This window comes from Pseudomonas sp. MDT2-39-1 (assembly GCF_054898085.1).
In genome coordinates, this window is the sequence record NZ_CM142716.1 from 574,377 (window position 1) to 594,323 (window position 19,947).

At 54.8% G+C, this 19,947-nt stretch carries 17 protein-coding genes and 3 pseudogenes; 13 read left to right on the plus strand and 7 right to left on the minus strand.

The window, feature by feature from the left end:
• The first annotated feature begins 72 nt into the window (after positions 1-72).
• The 3 genes and pseudogenes from istA (ACYZTM_RS02920) to ACYZTM_RS02930 form a co-directional block, all read left to right on the plus strand.
• A complete protein-coding gene (gene istA, locus ACYZTM_RS02920; protein WP_461983466.1) occupies positions 73-1,587 on the plus strand; it encodes an IS21 family transposase in 1,515 nt (504 codons plus the stop codon).
• Positions 1,588-1,607: 20 nt separating this feature from the next.
• A complete protein-coding gene (istB, locus tag ACYZTM_RS02925; protein WP_025163932.1) occupies positions 1,608-2,363 on the plus strand; it encodes an IS21-like element ISPsy14 family helper ATPase IstB in 756 nt (251 codons plus the stop codon).
• A 118-nt stretch (positions 2,364-2,481) separates the two neighbouring features.
• A pseudogene (locus ACYZTM_RS02930) lies at positions 2,482-3,009 on the plus strand (transposase); the annotation flags it as partial.
• A 335-nt stretch (positions 3,010-3,344) separates the two neighbouring features.
• Here the strand turns inward: ACYZTM_RS02930 and ACYZTM_RS02935 are convergent.
• From ACYZTM_RS02935 to ACYZTM_RS02955, 5 genes are all read right to left on the minus strand, one after another.
• On the minus strand, positions 3,345-4,667 hold the full coding sequence (locus ACYZTM_RS02935; RefSeq protein ID WP_461986914.1) for a TerC family protein: 1,323 nt from the start codon (positions 4,665-4,667) through the stop codon (positions 3,345-3,347).
• A gap of 118 nt (positions 4,668-4,785) precedes the next feature.
• Positions 4,786-5,592 (minus strand): prolipoprotein diacylglyceryl transferase family protein, encoded by an 807-nt coding sequence (locus ACYZTM_RS02940; RefSeq protein ID WP_461986916.1) that lies wholly within the window; start codon positions 5,590-5,592, stop codon positions 4,786-4,788.
• Positions 5,592-7,328, minus strand: a complete 1,737-nt coding sequence (dsbD, locus tag ACYZTM_RS02945; RefSeq protein WP_461986918.1) for a protein-disulfide reductase DsbD — start codon at positions 7,326-7,328, stop codon at positions 5,592-5,594. The genes ACYZTM_RS02940 and dsbD overlap by 1 nt, the downstream gene beginning before the upstream one ends.
• 185 nt (positions 7,329-7,513) lie before the next feature.
• Positions 7,514-8,470: an alpha/beta fold hydrolase gene (locus tag ACYZTM_RS02950; RefSeq protein WP_461986920.1), complete on the minus strand. Its 957-nt coding sequence runs from the start codon at positions 8,468-8,470 to the stop codon at positions 7,514-7,516.
• A 91-nt stretch (positions 8,471-8,561) separates the two neighbouring features.
• Positions 8,562-9,311 carry a 3-oxoacyl-ACP reductase family protein gene (locus ACYZTM_RS02955; protein WP_461986922.1) on the minus strand — a complete coding sequence of 250 codons (750 nt, stop codon included), beginning with the start codon at positions 9,309-9,311 and terminating at the stop codon, positions 8,562-8,564.
• 198 nt (positions 9,312-9,509) lie between these two features.
• On the opposite strand from ACYZTM_RS02955, the gene ACYZTM_RS02960 reads away from it, so the two are divergent.
• The 10 genes and pseudogenes from ACYZTM_RS02960 (at position 9,510) to ACYZTM_RS03005 (ending at position 18,295) form a co-directional block, all read left to right on the plus strand.
• A complete protein-coding gene (locus ACYZTM_RS02960; RefSeq protein ID WP_461986924.1) occupies positions 9,510-10,430 on the plus strand; it encodes a LysR family transcriptional regulator in 921 nt (306 codons plus the stop codon).
• A gap of 147 nt (positions 10,431-10,577) precedes the next feature.
• A complete protein-coding gene (locus ACYZTM_RS02965) occupies positions 10,578-11,327 on the plus strand; it encodes a 3-oxoacyl-ACP reductase family protein (RefSeq protein WP_461986926.1) in 750 nt (249 codons plus the stop codon).
• A gap of 112 nt (positions 11,328-11,439) precedes the next feature.
• Positions 11,440-12,875: pseudogene (locus tag ACYZTM_RS02970) on the plus strand (IS1182 family transposase).
• A gap of 164 nt (positions 12,876-13,039) precedes the next feature.
• Positions 13,040-13,588, plus strand: a pseudogene (locus ACYZTM_RS02975) (PAAR domain-containing protein).
• A gap of 10 nt (positions 13,589-13,598) precedes the next feature.
• Positions 13,599-13,826: a hypothetical protein gene (locus tag ACYZTM_RS02980; RefSeq protein ID WP_461986928.1), complete on the plus strand. Its 228-nt coding sequence runs from the start codon at positions 13,599-13,601 to the stop codon at positions 13,824-13,826.
• A gap of 36 nt (positions 13,827-13,862) precedes the next feature.
• On the plus strand, positions 13,863-14,315 hold the full coding sequence (locus ACYZTM_RS02985) for a hypothetical protein (RefSeq protein ID WP_461986930.1): 453 nt from the start codon (positions 13,863-13,865) through the stop codon (positions 14,313-14,315).
• Positions 14,316-14,420: 105 nt separating this feature from the next.
• Positions 14,421-15,935: an IS21 family transposase gene (gene istA / locus ACYZTM_RS02990; protein WP_461986642.1), complete on the plus strand. Its 1,515-nt coding sequence runs from the start codon at positions 14,421-14,423 to the stop codon at positions 15,933-15,935.
• 20 nt (positions 15,936-15,955) lie between these two features.
• On the plus strand, positions 15,956-16,711 hold the full coding sequence (gene istB, locus ACYZTM_RS02995; RefSeq protein ID WP_461984078.1) for an IS21-like element ISPsy14 family helper ATPase IstB: 756 nt from the start codon (positions 15,956-15,958) through the stop codon (positions 16,709-16,711).
• A gap of 283 nt (positions 16,712-16,994) precedes the next feature.
• On the plus strand, positions 16,995-17,351 hold the full coding sequence (locus ACYZTM_RS03000; protein WP_461986932.1) for a DUF7079 family protein: 357 nt from the start codon (positions 16,995-16,997) through the stop codon (positions 17,349-17,351).
• A gap of 137 nt (positions 17,352-17,488) precedes the next feature.
• Positions 17,489-18,295, plus strand: a complete 807-nt coding sequence (locus tag ACYZTM_RS03005; RefSeq protein WP_461986934.1) for a hypothetical protein — start codon at positions 17,489-17,491, stop codon at positions 18,293-18,295.
• A gap of 94 nt (positions 18,296-18,389) precedes the next feature.
• On the opposite strand, the gene ACYZTM_RS03010 is transcribed toward ACYZTM_RS03005, so the two are convergent.
• On the minus strand, positions 18,390-18,752 hold the full coding sequence (locus tag ACYZTM_RS03010; RefSeq protein WP_461986936.1) for a DUF6124 family protein: 363 nt from the start codon (positions 18,750-18,752) through the stop codon (positions 18,390-18,392).
• A 702-nt stretch (positions 18,753-19,454) separates the two neighbouring features.
• Positions 19,455-19,928 carry a DUF2059 domain-containing protein gene (locus tag ACYZTM_RS03015; RefSeq protein ID WP_461986938.1) on the minus strand — a complete coding sequence of 158 codons (474 nt, stop codon included), beginning with the start codon at positions 19,926-19,928 and terminating at the stop codon, positions 19,455-19,457.
• Positions 19,929-19,947: the final 19 nt, after the last annotated feature.

The window sequence follows — 19,947 nt, forward strand, 5'->3', positions numbered from 1 at the left end:
GCAACGCAGGATTAATTCACTACCATCGACCTCTTTTATCGAAGCGGAGAGGTCGTCGTGGAGCGGTTATCCATGCGTAAGATTCGAGAAGTACTACGTCTCAAATTCGAGGTCGGCCTATCTGCCCGCCAGGTCGCTGTCAGCTTGCAAGTGGGTCGAGCCAGCGTCGGTGAGTACCTCAATCGCTTTGCTGCCAGCGGCCTGACTTGGCCGTCTGCGCTAACGGACGCCGAGTTGCAACGGCGGCTTTTTCCACCGCCGCCCGCCGTTCCCAGCGATCAGCGTCCGATGCCCGACTGGGCATGGGCTCATGCCGAGTTACGTCGCCCCGGCGTCACCCTGGCCCTGCTTTGGCAAGAGTATCGGCTCAGCCACCCGCAAGGTTTCCAGTACAGCTGGTTCTGCGAGCACTACCGCCTCTGGGCCGCCAAGGTCGACGTGGTCATGCGCCAGGAACACCGTGCCGGCGAGAAGCTGTTCGTTGATTACGCCGGCCAGACCGTGCCAGTCATTGATCAGCGAACCGGCGAGATCCGCCAAACGCAGATCTTCGTCGCCGTCCTCGGCGCATCCAGCTACACCTTCGCCGAGGCCACCTGGTCGCAGAAACTGCCCGACTGGCTGGGCTCGCACGCCCGCTGCTTCGCTTTTCTTGGCGGCACATCGCAGATCTTGGTGCCCGACAATCTGCGCAGCGGCGTCACCAAGGCGCATCGCTACGAGCCGGACATCAACCCCAGTTACCGCGATCTCGCCGAGCATTACGGCGTAGCCGTACTGCCCGCGCGTTCGCGTAAACCCAAGGACAAAGCCAAGGTTGAAGTCGGCGTACAGGTCGTCGAGCGGTGGATCCTGGCGGTGCTGCGCAACCGCCAGTTCTTCTCCTTGGGCGAACTCAACACAGCCATCGCGCTGCTGCTGGATCGCCTCAATCAGAAGCCCTTCAAGAAGCTGCCCGGCTCACGCCGGTCAGCCTTCGAGACCATCGACCAACCTGCGTTGCAACCGCTGCCGGAACACCCTTACGTCTACGCCGAATGGAAAAAGGTACGCGTACACATCGACTACCACGTCGAGGTCGACGGCCATTACTACTCGGTGCCGTACCAGCTGGTGAAGCACCAACTCGAAGTGCGGCTAACCGCTAAGACCGTCGAGTGCTTCCACGCCAACCAGCGGGTGGCCAGCCATCTGCGCTCGCCGCACAAAGGCCGCCACACCACCCAAACCGAGCACATGCCCAAAAATCACCGCGAACATGCCGAATGGACGCCGCAGCGACTGATCCACTGGGCAGAGCAGACAGGCCCGAATACGGCCGGCGTCATCGCCTACATCCTCGAACGCCGGATCCATCCGCAGCACGGCTTCCGCGCCTGCCTGGGGATCCTGCGTCTGAGCAAACAGCACGGCGAAGAGCGGCTGGAAGCCGCTTGCCAGCGAGCGCTGGCACTGGGCGCGTGCAGCTACAAAAGCCTTGAATCGATCCTGCGCCAAGGGCTGGAACGGCTGCCGCTTGCCCAGCAAAACCTGCCGTTACTGCCCGAAGAACACATCAACCTGCGCGGCCCTGGTTACTACCACTGACCTGAAAAAGGAGCACCAAAATGCTGCCCAACCCGACACTCGACAAGCTACAAACCCTGCGCCTGCACGGCATGATCAAGGCGCTTGGCGAACAACACGCAACGCCTGACATCAACGATCTCAGCTTCGACGAACGCCTCGGTCTGATGGTCGACCGCGAGCTGACCGAGCGCGAAGACGCCCGCCTGACTACTCGCCTCAAGGCCGCACGACTGCGCCATAACGCCTGCCTGGAAGACATCGACTACCGCAGCCCGCGCGGCCTGGACAAATCTCTGATCCTGCAACTGGGTAGCGGCCAGTGGCTGCGCGACGGCCTGAACCTGATCATCGGCGGCCCAACTGGCGTAGGCAAAACCTGGCTCGCCTGCGCGCTGGCTCATAAGGCCTGCCGCGACGGTTACAGCGTGCGTTATCTGCGCTTGCCGCGCCTGATGGAAGAACTGGGCCTGGCCCACGGCGACGGCCGCTTCGCGAAACTGATGGCGGGCTATGCCAAGACCGACTTGCTGATCCTGGACGACTGGGGCCTGGCGCCGTTTACCGCTGCGCAACGGCGCGACATGCTTGAACTGCTGGACGACCGTTACGGCAACCGCTCGACGCTGGTGACCAGCCAAATGCCGGTGGACAAATGGCATGCGCTGATCGGCGATCCAACCTTGGGCGATGCGATCCTCGACCGGCTGGTGCACAACGCTTATCGGATCGAACTGAAGGGCGAATCGATGCGCAGACGCGCAACGAAATTGACGGCGACAGAGACTTCAGACTAACAATGCAAACCTGCGTCGCTGCGCTCCGACTGCCCGGCCGGATGACCGTGGAATAGGTGGCCGGATGTTGGTGGACTGAGTGGCCGGATGGCGTGGAATGCGCAGGTTACTTCAAAGCGAACAAATCCTGGCTTGTCACAATGCAGACATCACCGCCTATGTGCCCAGCCGATGACCTCTGGAGCCAAAGCGGACGGGCGTTTCAATAACGATGCCTTCATCTATGAAGCGGCAAAAACGAATACATTTGCCGGCTGGAGAAGCACTGATCTGGCGCTATACCAACGTTGGAAAAGGCCTGACGTTGCACCGTTACTGGAGTTCGAAATGCCGGGACTGCGCAATGAAACCGCAGTGCACACCGAGCACGGAACGGCGGGTTCGACGCCGGGAGCATGAAGCCATACTGGAGGAAATGCAGAACAGACTGAGCAACGCGCCGGACATGATGCGAGTCCGCAAGCGTACGGTCGAGCATCCCTTCGGGACACTCAAACAATGGATGGGCGCCAAGCATTTCCTGACACGAAAGCTGAGCGGAGTAAGCGCGGTTCAGGAGATGAGCTTGAACGTCCTCGCCTACAACTTGAAGCGGGTCATGAAAATTCTCGGTACCAGCGGTTTAATGAAGGCGCTGTCGGCCTGAAGAGGTCTGATTTTGGCCACCCAACAAGGTAGAAGCGGCGCTGGGGGCTCCCAGGCCCTAGTGATGATCCGCAGGACTTGTTGCGAGCAATTACTCAGCTAACAACCGTCGGCGCTGCGCGCCGACATTCCATCAGCGCGTTTTTACACACTCTGGGCCAAAAGCAGCCTTTGAGAGGGTCTAAGAAATCACAAACTGATTGAGGTGAAGAGCTGAGGCTACGCCTTCCCCCTCTTCGTTTGAGGCGGAAGGGAACCTCCCCTAGCAACGCTTGCAGATACCGTCCTTAGACCGCAGCCTTTGTGGCGTCAATGACCAGTGTGGAGAAGCAACCTTCATTGGTGCGCTACGGATAAGCGCTCAAGGTCGCTGGTATCAGGCAGCTCGCCGGCGATGGACTCAAGAATGTCGGTCACGGTTAACAGCCCGATCACCCCGTCACGTTCGTTGACCACGAAGGCGATGTGCGTGGACTCTTTGCGCAATTGCTCCAGTGCATTGAGAATCGTCAACCTCTCCGACAATCTGAGCGCCGGACGTACCAGTTCTTCAATCTGTGCCTGATTGCCTTCAAGCAATACGTTGAGCACATCCTTCTTCTGGACGAAGCCCAGTGCTTCGCTTACACGGCCGTTACGGGTGACGGGAAGCCTGGAATGAGGGGAGTTGATCAGTACGTCCTCAAGTTCGGTCCATGGACTGGTGAGTTTGATCTGATCAATCTCAGTGCCTGGGGTCATGATTGTCCGAACGCTCCGTTCTGCAAGCCTGAGTACTCCGCTGATCATGACCCTCTCGCGCCGATCAAAAACAGGCTCCAGGCCATCGCTGCCGACCATATCAACGACTTCTTCACCCACTTCGTCCTGCTCCAGTTGTTTGCCTCCCAGCAAACGCAAAACAGCATGCGCCGTTCTGACTCGCATTGAGTGCTGGCCCTGCAAGGATTTCTTGCGACGTGCGCGGGCAATCTGGTTGAACAATTCGATGAGGATGGAGAAGCCAATGGCAGCGTAGAGATAGCCCTTTGGAATATGGAAGCCAAGGCCCTCAGCCGTAAGACTGAAGCCAATCATCATCAAGAACCCCAGACATAGCATGATCACAGTGGGGTGTGAGTTGACGAAGTTGGTCAACGGCTTACTGGCGACAATCATGATACCGATGGAGAAGATAACAGCGATCATCATGATCGAGAGTTCATCAACCATCCCCACGGCGGTGATCACGGCATCCAGCGAGAAGACGGCGTCAAGCACCACAATCTGCAAGACGATCGGCCAGAACAGCGCATAGCTGACGTTTCCCGTACGTTGCGCTACATGCCCTTCGAGGCGCTCATGAAGCTCCATCGTCGCTTTGAACAGCAGGAACACACCGCCGAACAGCATGATCAGATCTCGGCCGGAGAACACATGATCAAACACCGTCACCAATGGCTTGGTCAGCGTTACCATCCACGAAATACCCGCAAGCAGGCCCAGCCGCATAAGAAGTGCAAGCGAAAGCCCGATGAGTCGTGCCCGGTCGCGTTGCTCGGGTGGCAATTTGTCGGCAAGAATTGCAATAAAAACAAGATTGTCTATTCCGAGGACTAGCTCCAACACGATCAGTGTCAGCAAACCAAGCCACGCGGTGGGGTCCGCAATCCATTCCATAGTTAGTTACTTGCTCTCAAGGGGGGTAGGGTAGATTTTTTGTGAGTCGTTAACGATGTAGCACGAAGAGAAAACAGCCGCTAAACGAGCGTGTAGCTCCTTCGTTAGCTAAGCTCCGTCAGCGCTCTTCGAAATGTTCGAGTGCTCTAGCCAGGCTTGCATCAGATAGCTCTCCTAGATGGCTGCTCACTAATTTGCCGTCTGCACTGTAGAACAGGGTCGTTGGTAACGCCATCGAACCAACGATCTGGCCAAGCCGTCCGCCTCCGTCAAATAAAATGTTGTTCAAGCTTAGTTTTTGGCTGGAGAGAAACTGATTGACGATATCCGATCCTTCACCTTGGTTCACGAAGAGAAAGTTCACATCTGGACGCTGTTCCTGAGCTTTCTGCAGCACAGGCATTTCACGACGGCAGGGTGGGCACCAGGTGGCCCACAAGTTGATAACCAGTGGACGCCCTTGATAGTGCGTGAGCTGTACGGTCTCTCCAGTGGCCGTGCGCACAGGTATTTCCGGCAAACGCGTACCTTGCTCGTAAACGCTCAGCGATAGTGTCCCCAAGCCCCACAGGAGCATGCCGGCAACCACCGACGCAGCCAGTGGTCGACGCAGCGCTGCACTTCGCCAGCCCCAGATCAGAGCCCCAATCACCACTGCGATTGCACCCGGCAAGGCAAGGAAACCGCCGTCACGTACATCGATGATGCGCCAGAGGTCACTGCCATAGTGCTCTCGATAGACGAGAACGAAGCTCGCTCGGGCTATCAGAAGTCCCAGCATCAACAGCCAGAACAGCACCGAATCCAGGCGTTCCCCACCCTGTTTGGCCACTCGACGTCCAATCAGGGTAGCGACCAATAACGCGCTGATCAGCAACAGATGGCTGAGTGAAATTACAAAGCTGCCAATATTGAATGTAAGCATCAACTACCTTCCTTAGCTTGGTTCCAACTCTGAAGAAACGCCTCGGCGTCAACCTGTCCAGTAATACGCTGAGCACGACGCTCCTCTGCGTCCGGCCCGATCCATAAAAAGCTTGGAGGCCCCGGTACCTTATAGCGGCTCAACAACTCACGGCTATTAGCGTTGTCAGCGGTGACGTCCAGGCGCAGCAGGCGCACATCCTTCAATGCGTCCGTTACCTGTGGTTGGCCAAACACTTCCTTTTCCATCACTCGGCAAGACACACACCAGTCGGCGTAGTAATCCAGCAGCACCCACTGACCACTTGCCCTCGCCGAATCCAGCTCGTTTTGCAACGCAGTCGCAGACTTAATAGTGGAGAACGCATCATGTCCCGACGGTTGCGATGCAGCGCTGGTAGTGGTTGCTCTATATACCTTCAATGGTTGCCAGAGATCATCTGAGCCACCAGCAGCGCCGACGACAAGCAGACTACCCCAGACACCAAACACAACAGAAGCAATGCCGAACATGTGAGTCGTCCGGGCCGCTGGTTGGCGTTGATGCCAGACAGCATAAGCCAGGGCCAGCGACAACGTGCCCCACAGTCCGATCCAAATCGACTCATCCAATACTGGTCTCAGCATGTAGATCGCCGTTCCCAGAAACAGGAAGCCGAAGGCGCCTTTGAGCAAGTTCATCCACGCCCCTGGTTTGGGCAGGAAGCGGTTGCCAACAGTGACGAGCAACAACAAGGGAAGACCAATGCCCAGGCCCATGGCGAACAGAATAAGACCACCGTGCAGTGCGTTACCGCTTTGCGCGATGTATAGCAGCGCGCCAGCGAGAGGGGCTGTCATGCACGGACCTACCAATAGTCCTGACAACGCGCCCAGGACTCCGGCGCCCACCAGGCTGCCACCATTTCGTTGGCGACTGGCATTTTCCAGGCGATCGCGTAGGAAGGCGGGCAACTGCAATTCGAAAAAACCAAACATCGGTAACGACAGCAGGATGAATACCGCAGCAAAACTACCCAGCACCCACGGTTGTTGCAGCAACGCCTGGAGGTTGGCGCCCAGCATGGCAGCAAGCACCCCCATGGAGGCGTATACCAACGCCATGCAGAACACATAGCTACCAGCCAGGGCAAAACCGCGCCGCGGGCTCGCGCCACTGCCGACTACCAGTCCTGCAAGAATCGGCAGCATGGGAAGAGAGCAAGGGGCAAACGCCAGCAGCAAGCCCAGACCGAAGAAGATGAGCAGGCTCCAGCCAAGTGCTCGTTGCTGAAGACCACTGGCAAGTGCTTGATCGGGTGCTTCGGCAGGAGTGGTGGCCGACGGGCTACCGCCCAGGTCAACGATCACTGACTGCGGTGGATAGCACAAACCGGCATCGGCGCAGCCCTGCCAGCCCACCTTGATTTTACCGCTGGCCTCGGCTGGAAGCTTCAACTCCAGCCCCTGCCGATAGACTTGCTGGGTACCGAAAAACTCATCGCTGTGAACTTCACCTTCAGGAAACGGCGGAGTATTTTTTTGGGCCAAACCATCGAAGTTTAAACGTTGCTGATACAGGTAATACCCATCGGCGACTTGCCAGTAGAGTTGAGTTTCCCCTGAGGGAAGACGCTGAGAACTGAAGGCAAATGCTTTTTCTGCAGGAAGAAACTCAGGTTTAACATCAAATAGACTGCCTCCCGCATGGGTAAACCCTGAAAACAACATCAATAGTAAGGTAAGAAAACGGCGCATAAGAAGGCTCTAATTCCTGAAAACCACGAGAAGATAGCACACGCTTATTAAAAAAAAGCTAGCAATAAAAACGACATTAACCCGCACACTGCGGCATCGCTCCAAACTTTATTAGTACAGAGCGATGAAATCCATGCCAAGCGTGACTAACAAGTAGAGGTTTGACTACGCAGTCTACTTCCTGATCATTTAGCGTCGAAGAAATCGATGAGTAGTGGTTTGACCAATGTAGGGCACTCCTCCATCAACCAATGACCACAGCCAGGCAGCACATGACCTTGTACGTTCGTGGCGTACTTATTCATCTGATCAATTTGAGTCTGACCAAGACTGCCTCGCCCGTCACCCGCCACTGCCAGTAGCGGCATAGTCAGTTTGCTTTGAGCCAACAGTTCTTTGTTCTGCAGCACAGATTGCGGAAGCGCGCGATAGTATTCGAATGCAGCATGCAAAGTGTGAGGCTTCGAATACGATTTAGCGTAAAGTCCAAGCAATTCATCAGTAAACACCTCCGGCTTCTCAGCATGTTTCTTGATGAAATGAGAGAGAAAGACTTTTTCCTTTCCCGAAATTACAGTTTCGGGTAATGCTCCATCCGCTGAAAAGAAGCTAAAGTGCCAAGCTGTTGACTCACCTTGCGGGGTAAACGCCGGAAAGGTGTATATCAGTTCGTCCGGAATGACCGACTCAAGATAGGCGACCTTGGCTATATCTTTTTGATGCTGCACCAGCATCGGATAAGTTGCCCAAATACCAATATCATGAGCCACTAAATTAAACGGCGCATCTGGACTAAAGCGTTTGGCAAAAGCGTATATATACGGAGACACCTCTTGCCCGGTATACGAGGTCTTGAGTGGTTCAGACAACCCTAGACCAGGAAGATCCACAGCGATGACTCTGTGTTTTTTCGCCAGTTCAGGCATGAGCTGATGCCACTCATACCATGATTGACCGAAGCCATGCACCATCAGCATTAAAGGCCCGCTTCCACCCGCAACATAGTGCATTTTCAGGCCATTGACTTCTTCAAAGCCTCTTTCGAATCCTGCCGGAACAGGAAATTCCTCAGTCGCCAGCACGGTGAAAGAACTCATCACAACGCAGGCTGCAATCACAATATTCTTTATAAATTTATTCATAAGTCCCACTTTACGAAATACAAAAGATACGGACTGTTTTCTCTCCACATCTCTGTTTATAAAAATCCAGCTGCTTCAGTCTTTTCGGCGGTCAAGCTGCAAACCCACCATCAATGCTCAGGCTAGCGCCAGTAATAAATCCGGCTTCCGGCCCAGCAAGGTATGCAACGAAGCTGGCAATTTCTTCATCTTTTCCGTATCGGCCTAGTGCCATTAACTGTTTCAGTTGGCTGGCTGCCTCACCGTCGGCTGGATTCATATCGGTATCGACCGGTCCTGGCTGAACGTTGTTGACAGTAATGCAACGTGGTCCCAAGTCTCGCGCCAGACCTTTGGTAAAACCAACAAGCGAGGCTTTAGTCATTGCATACACGGCACCGCCGGCAACAGGAATTCGGTCGGCATTAATGCTGCCAATATTAATAATGCGGCCACCTGTACTCATGTGACGTACGGCTTCTTGACTGGCAATAATCACACCTCTTACGTTGACAGCCAATGCAAGGTCAATTTCCGCCAATGTCAGTTCTTCCAGTGGTCCCCATGGGAGAATGCCCGCATTGTTTACCAAGATATCTAGTCTGCCAAAATTCTCTACTGCTTGGCGCACAGCTTGCTGTAATGCTTCAGGATCAGCACTGTCAGCACGAATAGCGAAAACATTGCCTCCTGCGAGGGTAATCTCGTCTACTAGTTTTTTAGCTTCGTCTGGAGAGGAACGATAAGTGAATGAAACGGCTGCGCCTTCGCGAGCCAGACGTTTAACAATGGCAGCCCCAATACCTCGGGAACCACCTTGTACAAATGCAACTTTACCTTGAAAATTTTTCGCGACATTCATTTATGCTAATTCTCAGTAGAGGTTATACAAGATAAGCTTGCGCTTATTAGCTTTTAACAATTAAGCATGAAAAAGTTCAGCACAACTCGACGATGTTTAAAGCACATTTCCATACAGTTGAATTAGTCTATGCTATTCACAGGATACGATTAAGTCCCTAAAATTCAATTCTCTAGGTCCTGCGCGGAATCAATTGGCATGATTAAGAACCAATTTGTTGAGATTCGGAATTTCGTCACCGTTGCCCAGACAGGCAGCTTCACCTCGGCCGCCCTGGCTTTGGGAATGACCGGCTCGGCTTTGAGCAAAAGCATCATGCGACTGGAGACACGCTTGGGAACCAAGCTGTTGCACAGGACTACCAGGCGAGTGAGCTTGACCAATGATGGTGATTCCTACCTCACCGATTGCCAGAACGCCATGGCCATCTTGGACGAAGCTGAAAATCGATTGGGCAGTGAGCAGCAGTTACCTGCCGGTCGTGTACGCGTTGAATTGCCCACAGCATTTGGACGCAGGTACATCCTGCCCGCCCTGATAGAACTGTCGAAACGGTACGAACAGCTAGAGCTATCAGTTACCTTCAGCGATCAGACCGTTGATTTGATGGGCAATGGGATTGACTTGGCGGTGCGTGTGGGGCCGCTCGATAACAATGTAGATCTGGTCGCTCGTCGATTGGGCGAGCAGCGCCGAGTTATCTGTGGCTCCCCGTCTTATCTCGCGCGCCGCGGTGCACCACAGGTAGCTAAGGACCTCTCACAACACGACTGTGTCATAGGATGGCCTTTAGGCCAACGGCCTAGCTGGTTACTCAAAAACGAGGAGGGAATGACTGCAGCTTATGAAATCCCCGTACGTCATGAGATAGGGGATTGCGAAGCAATTTTGGCCGCAACTTTGGCGGGTTGCGGTTTGGCCCAGGTACCTACATGGCTGGTGGAGGAGCACCTCCGATCAGGCGCGCTCATTTCTGTGCTGGACGATCAAGCAGTAGACGATATGCCCATTCACGCTATTTGGATCAAGACCCCCTACATTCAGCCGAAAATGCGCGTGATCATTGAAGAGTTACTCCTTTTGGCGCAGACACCAGGCAATAGATTTCGAGCAGACTAGCTCAAAAAAAAAGCCAGTACATAGACAATCTGCTCATTGATACTTAAGTATGCTGCGTCTATAAGGCTTGTGGCCATGTAGCTTGGTTTGTCATTAAACATTCATCTTCGCTGCGGCGATCCCACGATGGAAAGCAAGGATTACACTATGTCGTTCGTAAAGTGCCTTGAAGGAAAAGTTGCAATTGTACAAGGCGGCTCCCGTGGCATCGGCGCAGCCATTGTCAGACGTTTGGCCCGTGAAGGTGCAGCGGTAGCCTTTACATACGCTTCATCTGCAGCTCGAGCTGACGCACTGGTTGCGGAAGTTACGGCAAACGGTGGTAAGTGCCGTGCCATTTGCGCTGATAGCGCCGATGTCGCTGCGCTGCAGCATGCGATTCGCCAGGCAGCAGAGCATTTCGGCAAGCTAGATATCTTGGTAAACAATGCTGGCGTGCTGAGTTGGGCTCCCACCGAGGAATTTCCTCTGGATGAGTTGGACCGAACCTTTGCAATCAATATTCGTGGCGTCTTTGTCGCTTCCCAGGAAGCGGCTCGCCATATGAATGATGGAGGTCGCATTATCAACATTGGTAGCACCAACGCAGAGCGTGTTCCTGTTGCAGGCGGAGCGGTGTATGCCATGAGTAAGTCGGCATTGGTTGGGTTAGTCAAAGGTATGGCCCGCGATCTCGGCCCTCGCCGTATTACGGTCAACAATGTTCAACCAGGTCCTATCGACACCGAAATGAACCCCGCTGATGGCGAATTTGCCGATCAGTTGAAAGCACTGATGGCGCTTGATCGGTATGGTAAAGATGATGAGATCGCGGCCTTTGTGGCTTACCTCGCGGGGCCGGAAGCTGGGTATATTACCGGAGCAAGTTTGACCATCGACGGTGGTTTTTCGGCTTGATGCGCTGGAGGCTGAGCGACGCGACGAATGTCCGCAATTGGCCCAGAGTGTGTAAAAACGCTTTCGCAAACCCTTGCTATGATTTCTGAGGATTTCATCGCAGGGATCGCCCATGAAGCGCTTTATCCAAGGTGAACATCGAGGCCAAGGAACCTTCCTTCCGGCGAACCTCGACGATTACGTTACGGATACCAATCCGGTGCGCGTAGTCGACATCTTTGTCGACGAACTGGACTTGGTCAAACTAGGTTTCGAGGGCGCCTTACCTGCTGATACTGGCCGGCCGGCTTACCTTCCCGCTGTCCTCCTGAAGATCTACATCTACGGCTATCTGAACCGCATTCCATCGAGCCGGCGTCTTGAACAAGAAGCCCAACGCAACGTCGAACTGATGTGGCTGACCGGGCGTTTGACGCCCGATTTCAAGACCATTGCCAACTTCCGAAAAGACAACAGTAAGGCCATCAGAGGCGTCTGCCGCCAGTTCGTGGTGCTGTGCCAGCAGCTGGGATTATTCGGAGAAAATCTGGTTGCCATCGACGGCAGTAAATTCAAGGCGGTCAACAACCGCGACCGCAATTTCACCAGCGCCAAACTGAAGCGGCGAATGGAAGAAATTGAATCAAGTATCAATCGGTACCTGACTGCGCTCGACGAAGCCGATCGGCAAGAACCCTCGGTCGCTCAGCCCAAGGTTGCTCGTCTGCAAGAGAAAATCGACAAGCTCAAAGCTCAGATGAAAGAGTTACAGGTCATTGAAACTCAGCTCAACGAATCACCGGATAAACAGGTCTCACTGACCGATCCAGACGCCCGTTCCATGATGGACGCGCGGCACTGGAATCGTCGGTTACAACGTGCAGACAGCGGTCGATACCCAGCACCATTTGATCGTTGCGCATGAGGTGACCAACGTCGGTTCCGACCGCGATCAACTCAGCTCGATGGCCAAGCAGGCCCGCGAAGCGATGGCGTCAGATACGTTGTCGGTAGTGGCTGACCGAGGTTACTTCAAAAGCGAACAAATCCTGGCTTGTCACAATGCAGACATCACCGCCTATGTGCCCAGCCGATGACCTCTGGAGCCAAAGCGGACGGGCGTTTCAATAACGATGCCTTCATCTATGAAGCGGCAAAAACGAATACATTTGCCCGGCTGGAGAAGCACTGATCTGGCGCTATACCAACGTTGAAAAAGGCCTGACGCTGCACCGTTACTGGAGTTCGAAATGCAGGGGCTGCGCAATGAAACCGCAGTGCACACCGAGCACGGAACGGCGGGTTAGACGCTGGGAGCATGAAGCCATACTGGAGGAAATGCAGAACAGGCTGAGCAACGCGCCGGACATGATGCGAGTCCGCAAGCGTACGGTCGAGCATCCCTTCGGGACACTCAAACAATGGATGGGCGCCAAGCATTTCCTGACACGAAAGCTGAGCGGAGTAAGCGCGGTTCAGGAGATGAGCTTGAACGTCCTCGCCTACAACTTGAAGCGGGTCATGAAAATTCTCGGTACCAGCGGTTTAATGAAGGCGCTGTCGGCCTGAAGAGGTCTAATTTTGGCCACCCAACAAGGTAGAAGCGGCGCTGGGGGCTCCCAGGCCCAGCAGTTCATGGATCGCAGATCATTGCGTACGCCCATCACCACGGATTTCTAATCGAAGATCTGTTCTGTTAGGTTACAACGCTCAAACGGATTTGACAGGAGGTCATAGTGGCTAAGCCAGCAGCGCGTAAGAGTGATCCATACAGTTGCCCGTTGCCGGGGCACGGTACTAATCCCATTGCGACAGGCTCTCCCGACGTGTTTTTCGATGGCCTTTCCGCAGCACGTCAAGGCGACACCTGTACGTGAGGCAGTGCGCTTTCATCAGGGCTGTCTTCGACTGTGTTCATCAACGGCAAAAATGCCGCAACCATCGACAGTGGTGGCACCCACGGCGGCGTTGTAGTTGGCGGGTCGGGGACGGTGATAATCGGCAGTACCCATACACCTTGCGAGTTTGTTCCTCCCTCGCTGTTGGCGGGTTACGCGAACTGGATCGGCTTCAGAATTCCTGTTGAAGAAAGCTATGAGGGCTTATCGTGCACCGCGCACTTTGAGGACGGCTCATCGCTCCCCGGCGTATTCGATAAGGACAACGCTGTTAGATTTTCGAACCCATCGGGCACGACGTGCGGGATGCTCAAGTTTGAAGAGCAAGCATCCGCAGAGGCGCCCTCGCTCACCGAGAGCCTATTGAACCAAATTCTAGGATAAGGACCATCCTATGACAGAGCCGTACATTGTCACCGGCAGCTATGTTGTTCAGCGTGAGCACGCCTTGCAAGACTCTCCCCTCGACAGGGCGTTAGAACTGATGGAGGGCACTGCGCTGAGGTTTTCGCTGGATGCCATTTCTGATGAAAAAGTCAGGACAAGCTACACCAGGAACATCAATCGCATGTCTCAGCAAACTCGGGATGACGTGAAAGCTGGGAAGATTACCGCGCAATAAGGTGTGAAGTTCAGTCATGAGATGCGAAACAAAATCATGATGGAACATCGAAAAGTCACCTCTGCGCAGGGTTTGGCTATCGTCCAAAGGAAGAAAAAGGACGGAAAGGGGCTCAAAACGCTCTTAGATATGTACGCTGAAAGCCTATTCCAAAAGGGTTACGACAGCCTTTCAGAAGTAGAAAAAAATAAGGTCCACTACGCCATTCTGGAATCCTCGGGCCGTGATAATGCCAAATTCACGACCGGCACCAAAAAAATGCTGATCATGGGCAAGCTCGGCGTTCTGGTGACCGCCGCTCTGGCGACCTATCAAATATTGGATGCTGAAAACAAACCTAAAGAAGCGGCGCGCCAAGGCATCATTGTGGGTGCGGGAGCGTTGGGCGGTATGGGGATTCCATGCGCACTTGGACACCCAGTCCACGAACACTTGGACAGCGATTCCACGCTGACTTGGACACTCATTCCACGAGCACTTGGACAGTGATCTCTCACTGATCCGACCCAAGCTCAGGCAGGCAGCAACGCAGGATTATTCACTACCATCGACCTCTTTTCTCGAAGCGAAGAGGTCGTCGTGGAGCGTATATCCATGCGTAAAATCCGAGAGGTACTACGCCTAAAGTTCGACGCCGGCCTGTCCGTGCGCAAAATTGCTACCAGCCTGCGCATTAGCAGCGGCAGTGCCGGCAATTACCTGCACCGCTTCAACGCTTGCGGGCTGACTTGGCCCACGCAGTTGTCGGACGCCGAACTGGAGCGACGTCTATTCCCGCCAGCGCCGACGGTGCCCAGTGATCAACGTCCGATACCGGACTGGGCTCATGTCCATGCCGAGTTACGTCGCCCCGGCGTCACCCTGGCCCTGCTTTGGCAAGAGTATCGGCTCAGCCACCCGCAAGGTTTCCAGTACAGCTGGTTCTGCGAGCACTACCGCCTCTGGGCCGCCAAGGTCGACGTGGTCATGCGCCAGGAACACCGTGCCGGCGAGAAGCTGTTCGTTGATTACGCCGGCCAGACCGTGCCGGTCATTGATCGGCGAACCGGCGAGATCCGCCAAACGCAGATCTTCGTCGCCGTCCTCGGCGCGTCCAGCTACACCTTCGCCGAGGCCACCTGGTCGCAGAAACTGCCCGACTGGCTGGGCTCGCACGTGCGCTGCTTCGCCTTTCTCGGCGGTACATCGCAGATCCTGGTACCGGACAATCTGCGCAGCGGCGTTACCAAAGCGCATCGTTACGAGCCCGACATCAACCCCAGTTACCGCGACCTCGCCGAGCATTACGGCGTGGCCGTGTTGCCTGCCAGATCTCGCAAACCTCGGGACAAAGCCAAGGTTGAAGTCGGCGTCCAGGTCGTCGAGCGGTGGATCCTGGCGGTGCTGCGCAACCGCCAGTTCTTCTCCTTGGGCGAACTCAACACAGCCATCGCGCTGCTGCTGGATCGCCTCAATCAGAAGCCCTTCAAGAAGCTGCCCGGCTCACGCCGGTCAGCCTTCGAGACCATCGACCAACCTGCGTTGCAACCGCTGCCGGAACACCCTTACGTCTACGCCGAATGGAAAAAGGTGCGGGTACACATCGACTACCACGTCGAGGTCGACGGCCATTACTACTCGGTGCCGTATCAGCTGGTGAAGCACCAACTCGAAGTGCGGCTGACTGCGCAAACCGTCGAGTGCTTCCACGCCAACCAGCGCGTGGCCAGCCATCTGCGCTCAGCACATAAAGGCCGCCACACCACCCAAACTGAGCACATGCCCAAAAGTCACCGCGAACACGCCGAATGGACGCCCCAGCGACTGATCCACTGGGCAGAGCAGACAGGCCCGAATACGGCCGGCGTCATCGCCTACATCCTCGAACGCCGGATCCATCCGCAGCACGGCTTCCGCGCCTGCCTGGGCATCCTGCGCCTGAGCAAACAGCACGGCGAAGAGCGGCTGGAAGCCGCTTGCCAGCGAGCGCTGGCACTGGGCGCGTGCAGCTACAAAAGCCTTGAATCGATCCTGCGCCAAGGGCTGGAACGGCTGCCGCTGGCCCAGCAAAACCTGCCGTTACTGCCTGAAGAACACATCAACCTGCGCGGCCCTGGCTACTACCACTGACCTGAAAAAGGAGCACCAAAATGCTGCCCAACCCGACACTCGACAAGCTGCAAACCCTGCGCCTGCACGGCATGATCAAGGCGCTTGGCGAACAACACGCAACGCCTGACATCAACGATCTCAGCTTCGACGAACGCTTCGGTCTGATGGTCGACCGCGAGCTGACCGAGCGCGAAGACGCCCGCCTGACTACTCGCCTCAAGGCCGCACGACTGCGCCATAACGCCTGCCTGGAAGACATCGACTATCGCAGTCCGCGTGGCTTGGACAAGGCCTTGATCCTGCAACTGGGCAGCGGCCAGTGGCTGCGCGACGGCCTGAACCTGATCATCGGCGGCCCAACTGGCGTAGGCAAAACCTGGCTCGCCTGCGCGCTGGCTCATAAGGCCTGCCGCGACGGTTACAGCGTGCGTTATCTGCGCTTGCCGCGCTTGATGGAAGAACTAGGCCTGGCCCACGGCGACGGCCGCTTCGCGAAACTGATGGCGGGTTATGCCAAGACCGACTTGCTGATCCTGGACGACTGGGGCCTGGCGCCGTTTACCGCTGCGCAACGGCGCGACATGCTTGAACTGCTGGACGACCGCTACGGCAACCGCTCGACGCTAGTGACCAGCCAGATGCCAGTGGACAAATGGCACGCACTGATCGGCGATCCGACCTTGGGCGATGCGATCCTCGACCGGCTGGTGCACAACGCTTATCGGATCGAACTGAAGGGCGAATCGATGCGCAGACGCGCAACGAAATTGACGGCGACAGAGACTTCAGACTAACAATGCAAGCCTGCGTCGCTGCGCTCCGACTGCCTGCCCAAGTGGACGTGGATCAGGTGTCCAAGTGAGCGTGGAACGAGTGTCCAAATGATCGTGGGCTGAGTGTCCAAGTGTCGTGGAATCCGCAGGGCGGTATCCTCGCTGGGATGGGCGTCAGCACGTTTTGCGGCCCTGCCATGCCCATTTGCGCGATTGCGATTGTCTTGGCTGGAACAGTCGCTGGCGGTTTCGCGGGCGAAGCGGTTGCGAGCTCACTGGATGAAGAACTGGAGGAGTTTTCGCATTGGGACATCTTCTGACTGAACCACAACTGACAAAGATCAGAGCCGCACTCTCCGAGCCATTCAACGATTTTCCGGTCGAGTATGACTTTGTCGCGCGGAAGGTCAGAGGCGTTGACCCTGACATTCTGTACGAAATCCTCTATTCAGAAGTCGCACCGGTGTGTTTCACCAATCTAGTGGCTGCTGTACCACCGGTATGGACGGGCTTCGATCCTGACATACTCAGGGAATCGATAGAGACAAGGCTGGCATCAAGAGAACGTAATTGGTTTCGCCGGCAGTTCGATAAAGTGTTGGTGCGCTGGCTGAAATACAACTACGCCTACATCTGGAAGGAGATCTCCAGCAGGCTTTGAACCCGAATGCACGAGGATCTAGAGACTTGCGGAACATTTTGAAAAACCCGCTGACCATTTCTGGTTGCTTTCCACTCAGAAAGTTAGGCCGCTTTTGACCGATTGCTGTCTGTCGTGAGCCCCGCATTCGATTCGAAGTGGACTGCACAAATAACGGAACAACACAGCAGCCCCTTTTTGGTTCAAAAAAATGGCATCTAAAAATCCACCTTTTCACCTCCGACTGGAGCATCTATACTCCTGTGCAAACTACACTTACAAAATTAAAGAGGCTTGTAAAAATGAGCTGGAAGGACAACCCTGGAATAGTCGCCGCACTTTCGGCCGCAGGAACACTCGCATTCGGCTATAGCACCTTACTACCAATCTACACGCAACATTTAACTGTAAAAATTGAAAACATTGAGAAATCAGCTTTAATTACTACAGAAAAATTAAATAAAGCAGAGTCCAAGCTTTCTGAAATATCAAAAAAGTACACTCTAGCAACGAGTGACAATTTATTTTCAGAGGGAAGCCCCTACCCTTTAGGCTGGCGAGAAGTACAACTCGGCATGCCTTACAGCAAAATAAAAGAAACTTACGAAAAAACGATAAGAGACACTGCATCGTACTCTTCTGTGAAAAACCTTGAACACGGCATATTTAGCGAGGCCACATTTTACCAAGACAGGGACCACAAATTTATAACAGCAATATTGTTTTTCTTTAGCGAAAAAGCAAAAGAAAGCGTAGGCGGAAAAAATATAAAAGCAGCAATGATATCTCTCCTGCTATCCGCATATCCCGACTCCGAAGTCGTTAACGGAGAGCAACCAGACAGCATTGAACTTAAACAAAAAGGGAAAACGCTGCTTAAACTTACAGAAACAAGCATGGCCATATACTTCGATTCTGACCCAAACGCAACCAAGAGAGCTCGCAAGAGCATGAGTGGCATTTAAAAAATCAAATAGTAGAATTTTTTAATGGGGATGCCGACTTATTAACTTCCCCTCTGCGACGATGGCCTACCCGACCGCCACAGAGGGTTTGTACTTACTCCTTCACCTCAACCTTATCCAACGCCTGATTCACCGCCAATTCCCCCAACATCACCACTTGGGTAATCCCCAGCAAGGTCTTGCGATGCGAGTTATCCAACAACGCCGCAAAATTGCTGAGCATGGTCGTCGCCGAGCCCAGTGATTCGCTGGCGTTGGCCAGCAGGGATTCGGTGTCGTACGCCGGGTTGGCGAGGAACATGGGTTCGGGTTCGTGGGTGCTGGCCATGATGTGGGCACCTGGATTGAGGTAGTGGTCGAGGGCGCGTTCGGCGGCTTCGTGGAGTTTTTTGGAATCGAGGGATTCGTAGGGGGATGCCGGATCGGTGTCTGGTGGGTTTGGTGTTGGTTTGATCATAGTGAAACTCCGATGCTACTTAAAAAAGGAGCCATCGCCCTCTCGCTACCAAACGGAGGGTGGCGGCCATACGGAGGTTGGTAGACCGGGCATCGGAACCGGCGCCCCCGAAGGAGCCCTACGCATGGCCACCATAAAACCGCAGTCCTGAGAAAGGACCACCGAAGGTGACGCTATGCGTCGATGCTGAGGGTCTACCAAACCCATCGCTGTTTTTCAGCGACGAGACCACGATAGAACCCACGCCCTGGACGCACAAGCCGGCGGATTCTGGCGTACGCGTAGGTAATGACGCAAGGCGTTGTAGCCGTTAGGACGTAACACTGAGTGTCTTTAAACGTGAGCCCTTGAACATGTTTAAGGCATCAAAAGTCGGGAGGAAAATTCTTGGCTGGAATCGATAGTGTCAGGTCTGGCGCCATCGCGAGCAGGCTCGCTCCTACAGGGGGATTTGGGTTGAATTCGAGGTTTTTAGGGGGGGGCAATGGGTATGGCCGGTGTCTGGTCGGCATCGGGTTCGGGATTATTTCGGCGCCCTCGGACGCAGCCTCGCAGGCTCGACAGCTGCTACAGACGCTGGCGTTAACCAGCCATTAAATAATCCGCCCCGCCACTTCGAACGGGGTACGGATCATCTACTGAATCCACGGCCTGGAAATCTTGCAAGACGTCTGTGCACGATACTAGGCGCGATGGTGAGCTTTAGCCCTTCAGCTCGTCCTTCATATCATCCAGCGCATCGATGATTGCGTCATCGCTGTCCACCATCGCTTCTTGCATGTCTTGAGCAATGGTTTTTTGGACGTCCATCACCTTTTCGGCCAGCGCGCGGCCTTGTTTGGAGCCGAGGATGATGGCCATGGCTTGCTCGGGATGTTTGTTGGCACGGATCATCAGATCGAGTTCATCGTTGTCGAAGTGATCGGCATAGATGTCAACCATCTCGCTTTTCAATTCGTCCGGATCGAGTTTGTCCCGCACAACGTTGCGAATCTGTTCCCGTTCCAGCATCGGGTAGCGGGAAGCGTAACTGGCCGATGCCATTTCCACGATGGTGCTGTAATTTTTGGTCAAGCCGCTGGTCTCGATCAGCTCCTCGGCCTTATCCTTGCTGGCCCCACAGCCTGCCAGTGCCGCTGCCAACAACACAGCCAGCGATACCTTTCTCATGCTCATGAGCATTTGTCCTTGATCA

Bases quoted from the DNA above. Each gene is read 5' to 3' on its own strand.
- ACYZTM_RS02980 (WP_461986928.1), top strand. From the start codon at position 13,599: ATGACAGAGCCGTACATTGTCACCGGCAGCTATGTTGTTCAGCGTGAG.
- istA (WP_461983466.1), top strand. From the start codon at position 73: ATGCGTAAGATTCGAGAAGTACTACGTCTCAAATTCGAGGTCGGCCTA.
- ACYZTM_RS02940 (WP_461986916.1), bottom strand. From the start codon at position 5,592: ATGCTTACATTCAATATTGGCAGCTTTGTAATTTCACTCAGCCATCTG.
- dsbD (WP_461986918.1), bottom strand. From the start codon at position 7,328: ATGCGCCGTTTTCTTACCTTACTATTGATGTTGTTTTCAGGGTTTACC.
- ACYZTM_RS02935 (WP_461986914.1), bottom strand. From the start codon at position 4,667: ATGGAATGGATTGCGGACCCCACCGCGTGGCTTGGTTTGCTGACACTG.
- ACYZTM_RS02955 (WP_461986922.1), bottom strand. From the start codon at position 9,311: ATGAATGTCGCGAAAAATTTTCAAGGTAAAGTTGCATTTGTACAAGGT.
- ACYZTM_RS02965 (WP_461986926.1), top strand. From the start codon at position 10,578: ATGTCGTTCGTAAAGTGCCTTGAAGGAAAAGTTGCAATTGTACAAGGC.
- istA (WP_461986642.1), top strand. From the start codon at position 14,421: ATGCGTAAAATCCGAGAGGTACTACGCCTAAAGTTCGACGCCGGCCTG.
- istB (WP_025163932.1), top strand. From the start codon at position 1,608: ATGCTGCCCAACCCGACACTCGACAAGCTACAAACCCTGCGCCTGCAC.
- ACYZTM_RS02960 (WP_461986924.1), top strand. From the start codon at position 9,510: ATGATTAAGAACCAATTTGTTGAGATTCGGAATTTCGTCACCGTTGCC.
- ACYZTM_RS03010 (WP_461986936.1), bottom strand. From the start codon at position 18,752: ATGATCAAACCAACACCAAACCCACCAGACACCGATCCGGCATCCCCC.
- istB (WP_461984078.1), top strand. From the start codon at position 15,956: ATGCTGCCCAACCCGACACTCGACAAGCTGCAAACCCTGCGCCTGCAC.
- ACYZTM_RS02950 (WP_461986920.1), bottom strand. From the start codon at position 8,470: ATGAATAAATTTATAAAGAATATTGTGATTGCAGCCTGCGTTGTGATG.
- ACYZTM_RS02985 (WP_461986930.1), top strand. From the start codon at position 13,863: ATGATGGAACATCGAAAAGTCACCTCTGCGCAGGGTTTGGCTATCGTC.
- ACYZTM_RS03015 (WP_461986938.1), bottom strand. From the start codon at position 19,928: ATGAGCATGAGAAAGGTATCGCTGGCTGTGTTGTTGGCAGCGGCACTG.